The sequence below is a fragment of the Pseudoalteromonas sp. J2K-J031 genome, from assembly GCF_058197095.2.
In genome coordinates, this window is the sequence record NZ_CM200280.1 from 145650 (window position 1) to 164676 (window position 19027).

Here is a 19027-nt window from a genome sequence, read left to right on the forward strand (position 1 = left end):
TTTATCCGTTTTCCCGAGCTAAACGCAGTGTGGCTAAAAAAGGATGTAGGCTTAAAAGCTCTGAGACATCATGGCTCAAACGCCGACACCAATTGGGATATTCTTTATCAGTACCAGGTATGTTCACTGGTATTTCATTATCATCTAAATCATCTAACTGGATTGTTACCATAGCCACATGTGAGCTTGCCAAGGTTAAAAGTAACTGCTGATACACGGCCATAAAGTCACTTTCGATAGTTAAGTCGCCACTATCGCTATGAAGCCCTAACCAACTTAGCATTTTGTGTTTATCCTCAAGACGCTCTGTTTGTGCTTGCCCTAGCAGCTGGGGTTGTTCAAATAAGTTAAGTTGATCACGCAGCGTTAAGTCAGTGCCATTCCACCATGCCTTAAACGTTGGCACATCATGATTAGCAACCATTAATAACGCATGCGGTTTTAGCTGCGATAAGGTCCTAAATTGCCCTGCAGCATCTTTTTCAAAATAAAATAAAATGTTCGAATAAATTTGCGCATCACTCAGAGCGAGTGAAATCTCAGGTGGTACAATGCCCAAATCTTCACCAATAATTGCACATTGGTTGAGGTGACTTTCAAGGTTTAATAATGCCAATAAATCTGTGAATGGATAATAAACATAACAACCATGTTGTTTTAAAGGCCCCTCTAATAAACACCACCATAAACGTAGTAAACTCATGACATGATCGATTCGTAACGCACCACAGTGCTGCATATTAAAACGAATTAAATCAATGAAATGGCAATATCCAGACGCTTTTAATGCATGAGGATTGAGTGGAGGTAAGCCCCAATTTTGCCCATGAGATGCCCAAGGATCAGGCGGAGCGCCAATGCTTGCTTTGGTAATAAATATCGCTTCATTGGCAGCAAATTCATTACCATCTCCTGCGCATCCAACCGCCAGATCACAGACCAAACCAATTTTCATGCCTACATCTTTGGCAAGTTGCTGGCACTGAGAAAACTGCAAAGTAGCCAGCCATTGTAAGTAATAAGAAAAATATTCGTCTTGGTAGATGGCATCGCATTTAACATTTGCTTGCTGCCAGGTGACAAAGTCAGAAACTCTGGGGGATGTTTGGCAATAATGTGAAAATTGTTGGACTTTGTCTGACGTTGGCTCTTGAACCTGCAATTGCTGAAACTGACGATACATTAATTTAAACAGTGCTAATTTCAGCTCAAATATCACTTTATAATTAATATAGGTTTGGGCTTTTTCAGACTTGAGCTTTTCTTGAAATTCTTCACTTTGAAATAAGGCTTGGGCTTGCTCGCTGTTATTAAAATCGTCACAGCTGAGTACATCAATGTACAAAGGGTTTAAACTTAACCGGTCATTTGGACTATAAGGGCTGGCACGTTCGGGCTGATTATCAAATAAGGCGTGCAGTGGATTTAGCAAAATATAATCAGCACCTTGTAAAGCGGCTGATTTTATCAATAATTGCAAATCGTTAAAGTCACCAATCCCTAAATTGGTATTGCTTCGAAGACTATAAAGCTGCAGCGATAAACCCCAATATTTTTCATCCTCTTGGTGAAAACAGGTTTTAGGGTAAATGACTAAAGGCCGATTGATCTGCTTATCAGCAATGCTGACGCTCAACGTATAATAACCTAACGCCAAAGCAGATATTGGGATTGCATGTTCGGTTAAACGCTCTGCTTGATAATAATAGTCACCAACAACATTACGCTCATCTACCACGCAATTACCATGTGCAATGACAGTGTTGCCTGCAAGATCAGAAATCGTCCATTCTAATGTTTTTTGCCAAAGCGCAGGGGTCAATTTAACGTTAAATGAGTGCAAGTCACAGGCGCTAAATACAGTTTTAGGAAGCAGATTAAACCAAGGTGCAACATCTAACTGGTAGTTTTTGTCAATAATATGAGCCGGAGTAACATCCGTCATTATACTTAAAATTTCAGTTCTAATTGACTCTGAGAAAATGACTTTTTCACCCGTGTAACCGGTATACTCTAAGCCAACTCCATGCAAATAGAATGCTTGTTCTAGCGCTGTCATAAATTATTTGGACTCGCGATTAGCATTGCATGGTTGAAACGATACTATTATCTGTACCAAATGAGTTGCAGATATACGCATCTGCTTGGTGATCATTTTCCCATTTAGAGTCATCAATTAAATAGCGAAAATGAAATTGTTGTTCGATAGGTAAACGTACTTTGGTGCGATATACGTTGTCTTTTTTGACATATTTCATTGGCATTGGTTGCCAATCGGTGAATTCTGCAACAAGTGCGACCTTAGCTGCTTTGTTGACACTAATCTCAAATGTCACCTCAGCCTCAGCTTTAGTTTTAAAAAAACGTTTTGTTAACATTGTTGAGCTCCTCAATAAACTAATTCAGCTGGTTTCCTTGCTTCATAACCCTTTTTTAAACCGTATTACCACTGGCTGAGATCAGAAAACCCACTCTCTATAATTATCTGATATCTAAACATAGTTATATTTACGGATCATGACAGTGCAATTTTTTTTAAAGTGCACCAACATAATGCAAGAAATAACTAAAAGGGCTAATAATCAATACCTAACAGGGTATTGAGCAATTTTTGCACCAAGAATGTAGAAGGTTAGTCTACAGAAGTAAATGAGAAGAGATATTATTAATTGGTATAATTAATAATTAAAATATTTAGATAACTAATATTAATGTATAAATAGCATTAATACGTAAATCGAGAAGAATAAATTAACAAAATTAATACGTTACAGCATTATAGCCTGAACAATTACTCTAATATTCAGATCAATGAAATGCCTTTATTTAAGCTCAATTTAAGCTCACTTTGCTTTATCGATTAAATTTGGTTTCTAAAATGACCGAAGAGTTAGTGCGTTCAACACCGTCTAAATTGCCAATGTCATCGAGTATTTTACTCAACTGCTCAAGCGACTGCGCTTGCACAACCGCAATCAAATCATGTTCACCACTTATCGCATATAAAGCGCTTAAGTGACTCATTTGTTTAAGCTCAATATTGGTTTTAGTGGTTAACTTTTGTTTTACCTTAATCGAAACATGCGCTGATACCTGCTCATTTAAAAATTCATTTCCATATTGCAACACATACCCTTTGATGACCCCTGTTTGTTCTAAGCGGGAGATACGATTTTGCACGGTTGAGCGTGATAAATTTAGAGCACGGGCTAAATCAGAAATACTTGCTCGTGCATTTGTTCTTAATAAACTCAGGAGTTTTTGATCTTGTTCAGTTATCATATTGACAAACAAATTGGTTATTTTGATAAATAATACTATCAAATAGTTTAAATTGGCACTGCACTTTGAGTTTAATAGCAGTAATAATGAATTAATAACAATAATATAGTCAGGGTGGCATCCTTTTGCTAACAACATACCAGTTTTCATGCCCTCTTTTATCTCGTCAACCTTAGGCTTTGCCTTTGTGCTTAACAGATAAATTGACTTCTTTTTAACGTATAAACAAATTAAGGCCAGTATCATGCAAGTAACTAGATCGCTTTTCGACGAAGTAATGGTGCCAAACTACGCACCTTCGAGTGTTATCCCAGTCAAAGGACTAGGTTCTCGAGTTTGGGATCAAAATGGTCAAGAATTTATCGATTTTGCTGGCGGTATCGCAGTTAACTGTTTAGGCCATTGCCACCCTGTGTTGGTGAAGGCATTACAAGAGCAAAGTGAAAAGTTATGGCATTTATCCAATGTGATGACCAATGAGCCCGCGTTGCGTTTAGCAAAAAAATTAACCGATGCCACTTTCGCAGAAAAAGTGTATTTCGCAAATTCCGGTGCAGAATCAAACGAAGCAGCACTGAAACTCGCTCGTCGTTATGCGCTTGATGTTTATGGTGCAGAAAAAACGCAAATCATTGCTTTTAATAAAGGTTTTCATGGCCGTACATTCTTTACCGTAACGGTAGGTGGCCAAGCTGCTTATTCTGATGGTTTTGGCCCAAAACCAGCCGATATTCAACATTGTGATTACAATGATCTTGGTGCTTTTGAAGCATTAATTACAGATAAAACGTGCGCCGTGATGATGGAGCCGCTTCAAGGTGAAGGCGGGATCATTTCTCCAACAGCTGAGTTTGTTAAAGCTGTACGTGCATTATGTAATAAACACAACGCACTTCTTATTTTTGATGAAGTACAAACAGGCGTAGGTCGTACAGGTCATTTATATGCTTATCAAGGCTTAGGTGTAACACCTGATATTTTAACCACAGCCAAAGCGCTTGGCGGTGGTTTTCCTATTGGTGCAATGCTGACCACAACTGCGATTGCAGCACATTTAAAAGTAGGCACTCATGGTTCTACCTATGGCGGTAACCCATTAGGCTGTGCTGTTGCAGAAGCGGCGTTTGATGTGGTGAATACACCTGAAGTATTAAACGGTGTTAAAGAGCGTGAGCAACTATTTCGTGATGGTTTAGCGGCCATTAATGCTAAATATGATGTGTTTAGTGAAGTACGTGGTGAAGGCCTATTATTAGGCGCAGTCCTAAATGCCAAGTTTACAGGTCGTTCACGTGAATTTTTACTCGCTTCAGCAGATAACGGTTTAATGAGTTTAGTGGCAGGTACTGATGTCGTGCGTTTTGCACCCTCACTTATCATACCAAAAGAAGACATTCTTGAAGGGTTAGCGCGTTTTGAAAAAGCAGTCGCTAAAGTTGTAAATGGCTAAATAAAATGGGTGGCTTTGGCCACCCATTTGCAAGTGAGTCACCCTTATGCAAATTATTCGTCCCATTAAAAGCAGCGACTTTGCTGCCCTCAAGCAAATTGCGATTGATTCTGGCCACGGCTTTACCTCCTTGCCAGTCAATGATGACATCTTAATTAATAAAATTACCCGTTCAGAAAAAAGCTTTGCCGAACATGTGCAAGCGCCTGGCGATCAAGGCTATCTATTTGTATTAGAAGATAGCCAAAGTGGCAAAATAATTGGCACAACTGCAATCGAAGCGACTGTGGGCATGAACGTACCACTTTACCATTACCACCGCGGTAAAATGGTGCATCACTCACCCACTCTTGATGTGTACAACACAGTAGAAACGCTTACCATGTGCAACGATTACACTGGCGCAAGTGAAATATGCACCTTGTTTTTAAATGAAGCCTACCGCAAAGGCAGCGCGGGGCGTTTATTATCTCGTGTACGTTTTTTATTTATGGCAGAACACTCTGAGCGATTTTCCGATACCATTATTGCAGAAATGCGAGGTGTTTCGGATGAAGAGGGTCATTCCCCCTTTTGGCAATGGCTGCAGGAGCACTTTTTCACCATTGACTTCCCAACCGCAGATCATCTCATCGGCATAGGCAATAAAGTATTTATTTCTGAGTTAATGCCAAAACATCCTATCTATGCCAATTTACTAGGTAAAGAAGCACAGGAAGTGATCGGCCAAGTCCACGAAAAAACAAAACCTGCGTTAAAATTACTTGAAAAAGAAGGGTTTGAGCACCGTGGATATGTCGATTTGTTTGATGCAGGCCCAACAGTTGAAGCAAAATTAAAATCAATTAAAACCGTTCAAAACAGTATGACTTGGCCTTGTAAAATTACACAAGTACAAGGTAATCAACACATTGCCGTTTGTAATCAAGAAATTGAAGGCTTTCGTGCTTTAGTGAGTGATCAAATACACATCGATGAGCTTCAAAATCTCCTCTTAATCAGCCCTGCGGTGGCTGATGCGCTGCATGTTACCGATGGTGACTGCGTTCGTTTTATTCAATTTTAATCGGGATGACCCATGAGCTTGAATGTACAATTTATTAATGATCAGTGGCTTGAAGGTCAAGGTGCTGTTTTTCAATCTATTAACCCTGCCAATGGCGAAGTCATTTGGCAAGGTGCTGGCGCAAGCGCTGAACAAGTGAATCAAGCAATTATTGCTGCCAGAGCTGCGTTTTATCAGTGGAGCGACAAAAGCGTTGAAGAGCGTATTGTTGTTTTACAAAAATTTGCCGAGCTATTAAAAACCAATACCGAAGCGCTCGCCACTGTCATCGCCAAAGAAACCGGTAAACCAATTTGGGAAACGCGCACCGAAGTAGGCGCAATGATTGGTAAGATAGCCATTTCAATTAAAGCCAATCAAGAACGTACCGGCACCGTTGAAAACCCAATGCCAGGCGCTAAAGCCTTTATTCGCCACAAACCACATGGTGTTGTGGCAGTGTTTGGCCCTTATAATTTCCCGGGGCATTTACCTAATGGGCATATTGTACCTGCGTTACTCGCTGGTAATACCGTGGTATTTAAACCGTCTGAAATGACCCCCATGGTTGCTGAATTTACTGCACAATTATGGCAACAAGCGGGTTTACCGGCAGGTGTGCTTAATTTAGTACAAGGCGAGCTTGAAACGGGTAAAGCCCTTGCTGGCAATTCACAAATCGATGGTTTATTTTTTACCGGAAGTTCTGGCACTGGCCATTTATTACACCGCCAATTTGCAGGCAACCCAGGTAAAATTTTAGCCCTTGAAATGGGTGGTAATAATCCGTTAATTATTAAAGATGTTGCTAATATTGATGCTGCTGTGCACGACATTATTCAATCAGCATTTATTACCTCAGGCCAACGCTGTACGTGCGCTCGTCGTTTGTTTATTGCCAACACGAGCAATGGTGATGCCATTTTAGCCAAGCTGATTGCAGCCACACAACAATTGGTCATTGGTGATGCATTTGCACAGCCGCAGCCGTTTATGGGTGCAATGATTTCAGAAAAAGCAGCGCTTGGCATGCTCAAAGCACAGCAAGACATTCAAGCGACTGGTGGTAAATCACTACTTGAAATGCGCCATTTGCAAGCAGGAACAGGTTTTGTTACACCAGGGATCATTGATGTAACCAGTGCCAGTGCTTTGTCTGATGAAGAGCATTTTGGCCCATTGTTAAAAGTGTATCGTTATGATGATTTTGACAGTGCCATCAATGAAGCTAATAACACTGCTTTTGGCCTTTCTGCTGGTATTTTAGCGGATGCACAAGCAGATTATGATCACTTTTTTAAACGTATTCGCGCCGGTATTGTTAACTGGAACCGACCTATCACAGGTGCATCAAGTGCAGCACCTTTTGGTGGGATTGGGGCAAGCGGCAATCACAGAGCGAGCGCGTTTTATGCAGCCGATTACTGCGCTTATCCTGTGGCTTCGGTCGAGGCAAGTGCGGTTACGTTGCCAGAAATCCTTGCGCCGGGTTTAACAATTAACCAGTAGCCTCGCTACTTATTTTATTTATTGTTAGCAGCCCCATAGGCTGCTTCTTATAAGGTTCAATACCATGCATAACGATGTAAACGCTTTATTTGCTAACTTATGGGATAACTATTTATCTGTGACGCCCTCTGCAGTTGAAATTCACAAGTTATTAGGCACAACACAACAAGACGATATTATTAACGATCACATTGCTCTGCGTACGTTTAATATCGAAAAAGTAGGCCTTGAAAAGTTAGCAGCTCACTTTTTAGCAGTCGGTTATAAAGAATGTGGCGAATACCACTTCGAAGCAAAAAAACTATACGCCAAACATTTTGAACATTCCGATCCAAAGCAACCTAAAGTCTTTATTTCTGAATTACTGATTGATCAGTGTTCTGAGCAATTACAAAAAATAGTTACCGACTTAGTTGATCACATTGACCCAGATGCTGTGACTGCCGATAACTTTTTATATTCAGGCACCCATTGGTCTGTTGATAGCCAAACCTATAAAGCACTATTAGCTGAAAGTGAATATGCGGCGTGGATGTCTGCATGGGGTTATCGTGCTAATCACTTTACTGTGAATATCAACGAATTGAAAAACTTCGAGACGATCGAAAGCGTCAACGATGCGCTTAAAAAAGCAGGTTTTGCCCTCAATACCTCAGGCGGCGAAATTAAAGGCTCTGCTGAAGTATTACTTGAGCAATCATCAACCTTAGCGGATGACCACACAGTACAATTTAATGATGGCGAGATGACAGTCCCAAGCTGTTTTTATGAGTTTGCGCTACGTTACCCAATGGCAAATGGTGAACTTTATACCGGATTTGTGGCAGCATCTGCCGACAAAATCTTTGAAAGCACCAATGCTCGTTAATTTAAGCACTAATTAAGCTCGAAAAGCGCCAAGTTTGGCGCTTTTTTATGGGTATTTTTTAGCATATACCCATATGTATTTCAAAGTGAACGCAGCCGATGGCTGGCCTTTGGTGAGAGTCAAGGATGGCTCTCAAAATCCTCATGAGCGTAGAAGCACAATGTAATTAATAAGGTGAAAACGCGACCAACATTCGAGCATATTGATAAAATGACGGGTATCAATCCAGCAATCTAGAGCAATGGATTATACGCTGCATCGCCCCACCCCACTAGCTGACCATTTTTAAATACAAGCGGTGTGCACTCATCTTTGGTCATTTTACCATCTGAGTGAATACTGTGTGTCGCATAAAATAACACTTGATAATTTTCAGCGTTTTTAGTCACAAACTCCGAAAAATTTGGGGTTCCCATCGTATTTAATACGGTTTGGTAGGTTTGAGAAAGTTGCAAGTTAGCAATTTTATTACGATTATTTTCATGCTGTTTTTCCCACGAGCTTGTATTTGATGATGCCCAGTGACTATCAACCTCACCATCGGATACCGCAACAACACAACCCGTTAACAACGGCGCAGCACATGCTGCAACAACTAATAGACGTAGCTTCATTATTATTTTTCCATTTGAACTGATATAAGTTTCAGCCAATACAGCAAATTCAAGGCCAATATTATTTTTCTTTTATATCATATAGTTAATAATTTTAAAATCAGACTGGCATTTTAATAAAGGTTAAATAAACGAACGTTTCGTTTATTTAACCTAAAAATAGCTATTTTTTGTAAGGGCTAATTGATGATAGCGTTAACGATTGCTTAATAATTTCAGTGCCATCTTGACGTTTTAATAAAAATTCAATGGTTGGATCTGTTTGCTGCCAATCTATCTCAAGCTGTCCGTAGTTCAATTCGGAGGTTGGATCACCCACTCGATGTTGATTTGGGCTGATTGCTTTCCATTCTTGAGTAATGCCTGAGCTGGTCATTTCATAAAGAGGGTAATCTAAATTGTTGCTAAAACGACTGAGTTCGCCCCAATGCGTATCACCACTGATAATCATCACGCCATTAACCTGATAGTGTTTAATAAGCTTCAATAAACGATCGCGATCATTGGGGTAATTAGCCCATGACTCCCAGCCAGTAAATTCAGGTAATAACTGCAAACTTGACGCAATAATTTTTAATTTAGCTGGTTTTTGCAACTCATGTTCGAGCCATTGCCACTGATTTTCGCCTAACATTGATGCACTTGGTTCAGCGTTTGGACTGTAAGGCCCCATATTATTGGGTTCGCGCTTGGTTTGATATTCTTGCTCACTGACTTGAGTCAATGGGCTGCGATTAAAACGTAAATCAGGCAAGATAATATGGACTTTATTGGCTTCGTCACCATAAAAATAACTGGTGTAGATCCCATCTTTTTGGGCATAACGGGCTGAATCTTTTGGCTCTTGCCAAAAATCGAGCATCAGCTTACGGCTTTGCTCTTTCATCGGGTATTGGGCGCCGGCATCATTTTGACCAAAATCATGGTCATCCCACACTGCAATAAGCGGGGTACTTTGCTTGAGCGTTTTAAAGTCTGGATTATTGGCTAATTGTTGATATTTTGCGGCCATTAAGTTCATATCTTCGGTATCACCATAAATGTTATCCCCTAAGAAAATGAACACATCGCCCTGCTCTTTGGCCACTTGGCCCAAGATTGGCATTGGTTTATCTTGATGTGCACACGAGCCAAATAGAATTTTTTGATTGGCGGCATGACCGTTTAAACTCAGTAAACTGGCAGCCATAATGGCTATTATTTTTTTCATTATTTATCCTGCACTAGCATTTCGTTAATCACGCTACCCATATTCGGGTTAAACTGGGCGGGATCTTCACCTAATAACGTCAGCACGGTTGCTGCGATTTGTTTTTGTTGTAACTCGACTTTTGTTGTTTTTTCGCCAGCACTGACACCATCAAGACCAAGCGCCACCAGCCAAATATGCTCCGAACCTTCAATACCATTTTCGAAATGCTTTAAATCTTTCATGTAACCTTGTACCGCTGTTTTTGATGCATGATGCTGCCAATCACTCGCATGACTGCCTCGGCCATGATCGGTGGTCACAATCAAAACGGTATTATCTTTATAATGAGGATGATTTTGTAAGGTCTGCCAAAGATCCGCAATGAAGGCATCAGAACGTTTAGCAGCATCAAGATATTGATCGTAGTGGCCATCGTGCGCAAAATCATCCGTTTCACCTAATGAAATTACCATCGTTTTTGGCTGTTTATCTAGTAAATACGCTTTAGCAAATCGATACGTAAAACCATCAAGTCGCACATTATGCCAAGGGCTTGGTATTTCAGTTTGCAATTGATTCAACAAGGTTATTTCTGGCGTTGTTACTTGGGTTTCGGGCATAAAACCCGCATTGACATACACCCCACTACGCTCAGTGTTAATAATGTATGGAAATACATCCCAACCACCAAAAAGAGCTACTTTGTGCTGATATTTTTCTTTTGCATTTAACCATTCAAGATAGGTTTGATTTGGATTTTGGATTTTTTTGTTACTATTGATACTGTCATCAACGATACCGGTAAAAATTTCACTGTATCCTGGATATGAAAAATGCCATTTGTTAGCAATTGACATATACGACCCATTATCGCGATTACCGAGCATAACGCCCTGTTGGGCAATGTATTGCCAAAAAAAAGGCATTAACTTTTCACGCCTGATTGTTGAGTTTTCATCCCAATATTGAGCGGTTGTTTTTTCAATATCGCGCACAAAATCTTTGTTGTTAATTAATGTTGCATCCGCGCCTTTAAATACCTCTTGCCAGCGGACGCCATCGAGCGTGATAACAATCACATTTTTTTCTGCATGTACCTTGCTTATAGCAAGTAATGCACTGATCCAGATTAGGTGTTTTAACATACTAAAGTCCTAAAACCTGCCAATGTTAATTGGCAGGTTGATATGTGATAAATGAAAAATTGAAGAGATTAAAAGTGTGCACTAAAGGTTAATGTTGCAGTGCGTGGCCCACCAATAAAGAAAGTATTTCCTGTGCCTGTACCTGTTGATAAATAACGTTTATCAAGTATGTTATTTACAACAAAAGCAATATCAACCTCGTTAAAGACACCATCATTCAGTGCTTTGCTGTAACCAATATTAATATCAACGATGGTGTACGCATCTGCTTCACTGCGCTCACCTGTATATTTAGCTGACAGACCAAAACGTACACCGCCATGGGTATAATCACTTGATACAACAAACATATCATCGACTGAATCTATTACTTTATCGCCTGATTTAAAGCCAGGTGCATTACCTACATAGGTTGAATCATTGTTAGTATAAGACGAGTAAACACTTAGATTAGGGTTGTATTGGTAACGTGCACTGAGTTCAAACCCTTTTGACTCAATACCACCCACATTGATGTAACTTCCATTAGTGCCAACCGTGTAATCAATGCCACCAGTGTCGCTGTCTGGTGCAATAAATGTGATACGGTTATCAAACTCGATATTGTAAACGGTGCCTGATAACTGCCAAATGTCATTATTAAAACGCAAACCTAAATCAATATTTTTAGCCGTTTCGGGAGCAATATCAGTTAAAGATGAGGCATCTCTTTCTAATACTTCATTTTTGATTGCAGCAAAGTTTTCGCTAAAACCTGCAAAAATTTCGATTTCGTTATTAACCTGATAAAGGCCACCTAAACTCCACAGTAAATCAGAGTCACTGTTTACTTTTGCCGACAGACGGTTGGTAAATTTATCTTCTTTCTCTAAATCAACAAGGTACTTTTGAGCGCCAATGTTTAACGTTATTGCATCTAAATGAATGCTATCTTGGGCATATAATTTTAATGTTTCAGTATTAAATACATTTTTATATTGTGTCCAATACGGGGTCTGATCAAAATGATGATACACACGTGCATCAACTACTTTATGCCAATCTCGTGATTCTGTACGCTCATCATCTTCATACCAAAACCCAACTTTAATATCATGATTATCAAGCGTTACTTGGTAATCTGCTAATAAGCCAGCACGCTCTTTCTTATAATGAGTATGGCGATATGACATCACAGGCACAGCATCGTCGGCATAACAGCTAGGATGTAACAAGTTACCTGAGCCCCAAGGCCAGCTATATTCTGTTGTACAGCCAACGTTTGGCACTAGTGGCTTTCCTGCGGTGTCAGTAAAGCTATATTTGGCTGCCACACTGCCACCTTGCGTTGTTGGATTCCCCTTGGCATCAACCGCATTCACTAAATAAGGCGGGATCCAATCTCCACGACCTTTATTTTTATGAAAATACGGAGTGATATTAAGGCTACTACTGCCAGCAAGTGCAAATTCAAACTTTAAATAACCTAATGTATTTTCACGTAATGTTGACCAACCTTCGGCAAACATTTGGTCAAAATGAGGAATACCAGTCCAATTCCACGTCAGTTGATCCCAATCAGGCGTTTGTTTAAACTGCGCAATTGAAACTGAGTTATAGTTATCTTCTGCCACATCATCGTAAGATATACGCCCAGTTAGGGTAAATGTTGAAAAATCAGATACAAACTTCGCCTCGGCATGCTGTTTATCGCTGCCACCATTGTTACCATCGCCAATCCAACGATTGGTATCCGTTTGTGAATAACTAAAATAAGCACGGGTATGGCCCATTATCTCACCCGTTTCTTGTCGCACAAAATAACGTGCAGCATTATGATCGCCACGCGTATAAGCAAGCATGGTAGCCGCTTGAACGGAAGGGTCTTTACTAACAAAATTAAACGTACCACCTAACGCTTCAAGAGAAGCTGACGCTAGATCAGATGTGCCTTGGCCCACTTCGACCGTTGCCATATTTTCACTCTCAAGATAACGGTTTGCTTTTGCGCCGCCACCATAATTTGAACCACCATTTGGAATACCATCAACCGTCATCCCTAATTGTTGCTGGTTACCATCAATTGAAAAACCTCGCATTGTGATCGATGTAGACCAATCATCACCACCAAACGCATCGCCTTCGTTAATACTAATCCCAGGTAAATTATCAATCACCGATAACACGCTATTAATCGAGTTTTGCTGCGCGGTCATTGCAGAGTCAATAACATGATTGGTGTAGGAGATTTTTTTTGCGACCACCGAGACTTCTTCAATTTCTTTAGTTTGATCAGCAACAGCTGTCTGTGAGCTCAAAATCATTGACACTGCTAATGCAAGACGTTTAGGGATTGGCGAACGAGCCATTTGAAATTTCCTTTTGAAAGTTAGAGTTTTAACTAATTGTTTTTATTGGCGCAAAGACTAGGATGACTCGATGACCCTAAGATGACGCTTACTTTACAATTAGGTTAATAACTCTACTTTTCGCACAAGCATACCAATCACCCAGATAAAGCAAACAATCACGCTTGCCTATTATGCTGCTTAATTTTTATTGCTATAATGCGGGCGCATTTATTTGGAAACCAACCATGATCTCAAAAAACCAACTCAAACTAATCCGTGCCCTAAACCAAAAAAAATACCGCAAGCAACATCAACTTTTTTTGGTGCAAGGTGAAAAGAACGTGGTTGAATTACTCGAAAGCGACTTTGACGTAGACCAGATTTTTGCAACCCACTCGTTTATTACCGAACATAGCGACGCACTAAAAAATCACTCTGTAATTGAAACCGATGAAGAACAACTTGAAAAAGCAAGCACGCTCATTAGTAACAATGCCGCATTAGCTATCGTAAAAATGAAGCAAATAACCGTGCCAGCACCTCAAGGGATGATGCTTGCTTTAGATGGTGTTTCAGATCCGGGAAATTTAGGTACTATTATTCGTGTAGCCGACTGGTATGGCATCACACATATTATTGCAAGTGATGACTGCGCCGACCCTTATAATCCAAAAACCATTAGTGCAACAATGGGATCATTCAGCCGCGTTCATGTCAGCCAAGTTGATTTAGATGATTATTTGAGTAAGGCCGCACTCCCTATTTATGGCGCATATTTAGGAGGCGACAATGTGCATCAGGTTTCTTTTGCTAAAGAAGGTATTCTTTTGATGGGCAGTGAATCGCATGGTATTCGCCCATTAGCTGGTCAACATGTTACCCATAAAATTACCATACCTGCTTTTGGCCTAGCCGAATCGCTTAATGTCGCCATGGCAACGGGTATTATTTTAGATAATATCCGCCGAGGCCAATCAGTTAATTAAGAGCGTTATAGCGAGATAAAAAGTGCCTTGGTGCTTTCTTGTTGAATGCTATTTTTTTGGATAAAGGTGCAAAGTCGTTATTGCTTGTATTTATAAACAATAATCAGGTTTCTATGTATTTGAGTTTATCTTTTACGCCATTCCAGTCATCCGCATCGGCTGGTGGTGCTTTGACTTGGGTAATGTTAGGCCAGATTTCAGCCAATTCAGCATTAAGTTCAAGATATTGATGCTGTTCAGCAGGCAAAGCATCTTCTTGAAAAATTGCCTCTGCAGGGCATTCAGGTTCACATAAACCACAATCAATACAAATAATCGGGCTTATCGCTAAAAAGTTCGGACCTTCAAAAAACGCATCAACAGGACACACAGCAACACAATCGGTGTACTTACACTTAATACAATTGTCGCCCACTACAAATGCCATGTTTTGTTTGCCTTCACTAAAATTCGAACAGCGGGTGATCATACTGATCCAAACCAAAAATACAATATTAAGACACGATTAAAATCACGTAAAACCATCTAGCAGCAATAACCGACTATAAAAATGAGTTTCCAGTGTGACACCACCTCTGACATCACGTAAAATAACGCCATTGTGAGCTAAATACCTTATTTGGCTAAGACACCTAAAAAAGAGACATTATGCTACGTTTAACCGAAATAAAGCTGCCTTTAGATCATGATGAAGCGGCTTTAACCCAAGCGATTTTATCAAAGCTCGCTATTACTTCATCACAGCTTATCGACTTTACCGTATTTAAACGTGGCTATGATGCCCGTAAAAAAACCAATATTTTACTGATTTATACCCTAGATATTAACGTCGAGCGTGAAGCGCAATTATTACAACAATTTGCCAAAGACCCACATGTAAAGCCAGCGCCTGATACCAGCTATAAATTTGTCGCCACAGCGCCAAAAAACTTGACCGAGCGCCCAGTAGTCATTGGATTTGGCCCATGCGGATTATTTGCCGGTTTATTGCTTGCTCAAATGGGATTTAACCCGATTATTTTAGAGCGCGGTAAAGCGGTACGTGAACGTACCAAAGACACTTTTGGTTTTTGGCGTAAAGGCACCTTAGATACAGAATCCAATGTACAATTTGGTGAAGGCGGCGCAGGTACATTTTCTGATGGCAAGCTGTATAGCCAAGTTAAAGACCCGAATCATTATGGCCGTAAGGTTATTAATGAGTTTGTTGCTGCAGGTGCTCCTGATGAAATTTTATACGTTAGTAAACCGCACATCGGGACATTTAAACTGGTTAATATGATTGAAAAAATGCGGGCTGAAATTATTGCTTTAGGTGGCGAAATCCGTTTTAGCACCCGCGTTGATGACATCGTCATTACCGATGGTCAAATCACCGCACTACAATTATCAAACGGTGAAACCTTACACAGTAAACATGTGGTATTAGCGGTTGGCCACAGTGCCCGCGATACCTTTGAAATGCTCTATAACCGTAATGTGTATATTGAAGCAAAACCTTTTTCGGTTGGATTTCGCATTGAGCATAAACAATCAATGATTGATGAGTGCCGTTTTGGCGATAATGCGGGCAATCCTATTTTAGGCGCAGCTGATTATAAACTGGTACATCATTGTGATAATGGTCGAACTGTTTATAGTTTTTGTATGTGCCCTGGAGGTACTGTCGTTGCGGCAACCTCAGAGCTTGGCCAAGTAGTTACTAATGGCATGAGTCAGTATTCACGTAATGAACGTAATGCAAACAGTGCTATTGTGGTGGGTATTTCACCCGATGAAGACTACCCAGGCCACCCACTTGCCGGTATTGAATTACAGCGTAAACTTGAAAAACAAGCGTTTGCACTCGGTGGCAGTGATTACAATGCCCCTGCACAGCTAATTGGTGATTTCTTAAAGGGTCAATCATCTGCGCAATTAGGTGATGTGCAGCCATCTTATACCCCAGGCATTACCTTAACTGATTTATCTAATGTGTTACCTGCTTATGCCATTGCGGCCATCCGTGAAGCCATTCCTGCGTTTAATAAACAAATTAAAGGCTTTTCAACAAACGATGGTTTGTTAACCGGTGTTGAAACGCGTACTTCATCACCCATTTGTATCAAACGCGATAAAGAGTATCAAAGTATTAATGTTAAAGGGTTATTCCCTGCAGGTGAAGGCGCGGGTTATGCTGGTGGTATTTTATCTGCAGGAATTGATGGCATTAAAGTAGCGGAAGCCGTTGCCTTATCGATGTTAAAACTAAAATAGCCAAAAAAAATAACCAGCTTATTTTATCAGAGCTACGAGAGTAGCTCCTGATTTACCACTACAAACCAAATGCTTACCGTAAAAATATCAAAAAATCCTTCTCCAATAATTGTATATTCATCATTCAAAGCCATACTTTAAACAGTTTCTTTTGTAATCACTCTTTTTGAGAACCTTATTATGAACTTAAAACTGTCCCAATCCTTGTATCTTGGATTTAGCTCTATTGTTGCTGTTACTTTAGTGTTGGCTTTTATTATTTGGTCAATCGTAAGTAATTCAGCAAAAATAGCGCAAGAAATTGCCACGGATGATGTACCAGGCGTATTGGCTTATTTGAGCGTGTCAGGAAATATTAATAAACTCCATGAAAACGCTTTAAAATATTTAAATGGTGATCAAACGGAAATTGACGAATTCAAAGTAAATGCAAAAAAATTAGAAAAATCTTTTGCCGTACTTTTACCTTTAGAGTCGGCAAAGCAGTCAGATATTGAAAAAATGGCCAATATTGACCAAATGATTCAAAAATATGTCACTGCACTTACCAATGAGGTCTTTGCGACCTACTCGCCAAAGGTAGAACATGAAGCTATCAAGAGTATCAGTACATTAACAAAAACCGTCGGGAAACCCCTTGAGGATTTACTCGATAGACTCAAAGAGGAAGAGTTTAGTGATGCCTACAAAACAACTAATTTGCAAGAATCACTAAACGATGACTTACCCGGTGTTAGGTATTATTTAGAGTTAGTTGACGAAGCGGGTGATATGGTGTCATCTCTCAATGCCTATATTGCAGGTGATCCTGATGCAAAATCAGCATTTAAAGGAGACTCAACTTCATTTCAAGAATATTTTACTTTACTTAAACCACTAGAACAAAAACCTGCTGAGTTAACAGCTATTGCACAAATTGATGAGTATTACTCTCAAATTAAAAATACTGCTTTAGATGTATTTAGCCGTTATGATCCAAAAACAAAAATAGCTGCTATCGCCACTGTTGATAAGCTCGAAGTGGATGTCGTTATTCCCTTACAAAAGATATTGCAAGATTCTGCCCGTGAAGAAGAAACAGATGCAAATTCTGCGCTCGCAAACCTTAACCACAATGTTGATAACGTTATTCTCTGGCTAATAATTAATGCTGTTGCTGTATTAATAATCGGCAGTTCTATCGCTTGGAAAATTTCCAGCATGATTAAGTCTCGGCTTGATGTTATATCGCTTAAAGCCAAATCAATCGCAGATGGAGACCTTCGCAGCGCACTTATCAATGACACTCGTGATGATGAACTAGGTGGGTTATCCGACTCTATTGATGAAATGCAACGTTCATTAAAAGAGTTAATAGAACGGATCTCAAAAGTGGCAAGTGAAGTTGCAACTAATACCATAAAAGTAGAACAAGCCAGTGCAAAAGTAGTGCAAGGCAGTCAAGAGCAAGCTGATAAAGCACATTTAATTGCAGCTGCGGTAGAGCAAATGAGTATTACAGTAAAAGAAGTAGCATCACAAAGCGCTGATGCGGCTAAAACCTCGCAACAGGCAGGTGAAGAGGCACAAGAAGGTGGCCGCATTATGCAAGAAACGGTTAATGGTATTAATCGTATTGCCGCTGTGGTAAATGAAACAGCAAACACCGTTGACAGCTTAGGCCGTCGTGGTGAAGAAATTGGTGATGTAATTAAAGTAATTAATGACATAGCTGAGCAAACTAATCTTTTAGCACTTAATGCAGCAATTGAAGCGGCGCGTGCAGGTGAATTAGGTCGTGGTTTTGCTGTGGTTGCTGATGAAGTACGTGGGCTTGCTGAACGCACCTCAAAAGCGACTAAAGAAGTAGGCAGTTTGATTACTTCTATTCAAAATGAAACTCGCCAAGCAGTATCAAGAATGGGAGACGGTACAGAGCTCGTATCTGCTGGTGTTAAACTAGCTAACAGTGCAGGTAATGCGCTAACCAAAATTGTTCAACGAACCGTCGATGCCAATACCATGATCCATGCGATTGCAACAGCCAGTGATCAACAATCTTATGCTACGCAAGAAATCTCTCGTGATATTACCGCCATTAGTGATATCGCAAATGAGTCGGTTACTCAAACTAAAATTGGCTCAGATTCTACTAGAGAGCTTGACGCTAAAGTTACTGAGCTTGAACAACTAGTTGCACGCTTTAAACTCTAGTTATTTTGAATTTATATCCCATAAAGTTCGCAATGCCTAAATGGATTTAGGCATTGGACAACAAACATTTTTAACCTCACCCAGCCGTCAGAGTTGTGTCAAAAAGGAAGATTTAACAATTAATTGGCAATAAAAAAACATGCGAGCATTTAGTATT

Annotated in this window: 15 protein-coding genes; 7 read left to right on the forward strand and 8 right to left on the reverse strand. The window is 40.0% G+C overall.

Annotated elements, in window-relative coordinates:
- Position 1 precedes the first annotated feature (1 nt).
- The 3 genes from malQ to AC3KZC_RS17945 form a co-directional block, all read right to left on the reverse strand.
- The gene (malQ, locus tag AC3KZC_RS17935) at positions 2 to 2059 is read right to left on the reverse strand and encodes a 4-alpha-glucanotransferase (RefSeq protein ID WP_490578982.1); all 2058 of its coding nucleotides are present in this window, start codon (positions 2057 to 2059) and stop codon (positions 2 to 4) included.
- Positions 2060 to 2078: 19 nt separating this feature from the next.
- Positions 2079 to 2378, reverse strand: coding sequence for an isoamylase early set domain-containing protein (locus AC3KZC_RS17940; RefSeq protein WP_490578983.1), 300 nt, complete (start codon positions 2376 to 2378; stop codon positions 2079 to 2081).
- A 475-nt stretch (positions 2379 to 2853) separates the two neighbouring features.
- Positions 2854 to 3282, reverse strand: a complete 429-nt coding sequence (locus tag AC3KZC_RS17945; RefSeq protein ID WP_490579071.1) for an Lrp/AsnC family transcriptional regulator — start codon at positions 3280 to 3282, stop codon at positions 2854 to 2856.
- A 244-nt stretch (positions 3283 to 3526) separates the two neighbouring features.
- Here AC3KZC_RS17945 and AC3KZC_RS17950 point away from each other — a divergent pair, with 244 nt between their 5' ends.
- The 4 genes from AC3KZC_RS17950 (at position 3527) to AC3KZC_RS17965 (ending at position 8154) form a co-directional block, all read left to right on the forward strand.
- Positions 3527 to 4732 (forward strand): aspartate aminotransferase family protein, encoded by a 1206-nt coding sequence (locus AC3KZC_RS17950; protein WP_490578984.1) that lies wholly within the window; start codon positions 3527 to 3529, stop codon positions 4730 to 4732.
- A 46-nt stretch (positions 4733 to 4778) separates the two neighbouring features.
- Positions 4779 to 5798 (forward strand): arginine N-succinyltransferase, encoded by a 1020-nt coding sequence (gene astA / locus AC3KZC_RS17955; RefSeq protein WP_490578985.1) that lies wholly within the window; start codon positions 4779 to 4781, stop codon positions 5796 to 5798.
- Positions 5799 to 5816: 18 nt separating this feature from the next.
- Entirely contained in the window at positions 5817 to 7286 is a 1470-nt protein-coding gene (gene astD, locus AC3KZC_RS17960) for a succinylglutamate-semialdehyde dehydrogenase (RefSeq protein ID WP_490579072.1), read from the forward strand.
- 64 nt (positions 7287 to 7350) lie between these two features.
- Positions 7351 to 8154 (forward strand): DUF1338 domain-containing protein, encoded by an 804-nt coding sequence (locus AC3KZC_RS17965; protein ID WP_490578986.1) that lies wholly within the window; start codon positions 7351 to 7353, stop codon positions 8152 to 8154.
- Positions 8155 to 8387: 233 nt separating this feature from the next.
- On the opposite strand, the gene AC3KZC_RS17970 is transcribed toward AC3KZC_RS17965, so the two are convergent.
- From AC3KZC_RS17970 to AC3KZC_RS17985, 4 genes are all read right to left on the reverse strand, one after another.
- Positions 8388 to 8768 (reverse strand): DUF3192 domain-containing protein, encoded by a 381-nt coding sequence (locus AC3KZC_RS17970; protein ID WP_490578987.1) that lies wholly within the window; start codon positions 8766 to 8768, stop codon positions 8388 to 8390.
- Positions 8769 to 8931: 163 nt separating this feature from the next.
- Positions 8932 to 9978 (reverse strand): alkaline phosphatase D family protein, encoded by a 1047-nt coding sequence (locus AC3KZC_RS17975; RefSeq protein WP_490578988.1) that lies wholly within the window; start codon positions 9976 to 9978, stop codon positions 8932 to 8934.
- Positions 9978 to 11105 carry an alkaline phosphatase family protein gene (locus AC3KZC_RS17980; protein WP_490578989.1) on the reverse strand — a complete coding sequence of 376 codons (1128 nt, stop codon included), beginning with the start codon at positions 11103 to 11105 and terminating at the stop codon, positions 9978 to 9980. Before AC3KZC_RS17980 ends, AC3KZC_RS17975 begins: the two co-directional genes overlap by 1 nt.
- 68 nt (positions 11106 to 11173) lie before the next feature.
- Complete coding sequence (locus AC3KZC_RS17985) at positions 11174 to 13453, reverse strand: TonB-dependent receptor domain-containing protein (RefSeq protein ID WP_490578990.1); 2280 nt, start codon at positions 13451 to 13453, stop codon at positions 11174 to 11176.
- A 227-nt stretch (positions 13454 to 13680) separates the two neighbouring features.
- On the opposite strand from AC3KZC_RS17985, the gene AC3KZC_RS17990 reads away from it, so the two are divergent.
- Complete coding sequence (locus tag AC3KZC_RS17990; protein ID WP_490578991.1) at positions 13681 to 14421, forward strand: TrmH family RNA methyltransferase; 741 nt, start codon at positions 13681 to 13683, stop codon at positions 14419 to 14421.
- Between the two features lie 103 nt (positions 14422 to 14524).
- On the opposite strand, the gene fdxA is transcribed toward AC3KZC_RS17990, so the two are convergent.
- Positions 14525 to 14848 (reverse strand): ferredoxin FdxA, encoded by a 324-nt coding sequence (gene fdxA, locus AC3KZC_RS17995; protein ID WP_490578992.1) that lies wholly within the window; start codon positions 14846 to 14848, stop codon positions 14525 to 14527.
- 221 nt (positions 14849 to 15069) lie between these two features.
- On the opposite strand from fdxA, the gene AC3KZC_RS18000 reads away from it, so the two are divergent.
- Both AC3KZC_RS18000 and AC3KZC_RS18005 read left to right on the forward strand, forming a co-directional pair.
- Positions 15070 to 16677, forward strand: coding sequence for an NAD(P)/FAD-dependent oxidoreductase (locus AC3KZC_RS18000; protein WP_490578993.1), 1608 nt, complete (start codon positions 15070 to 15072; stop codon positions 16675 to 16677).
- Between the two features lie 180 nt (positions 16678 to 16857).
- Positions 16858 to 18870: a methyl-accepting chemotaxis protein gene (locus AC3KZC_RS18005; protein ID WP_490578994.1), complete on the forward strand. Its 2013-nt coding sequence runs from the start codon at positions 16858 to 16860 to the stop codon at positions 18868 to 18870.
- The last annotated feature ends 157 nt before the right edge of the window (positions 18871 to 19027 follow it).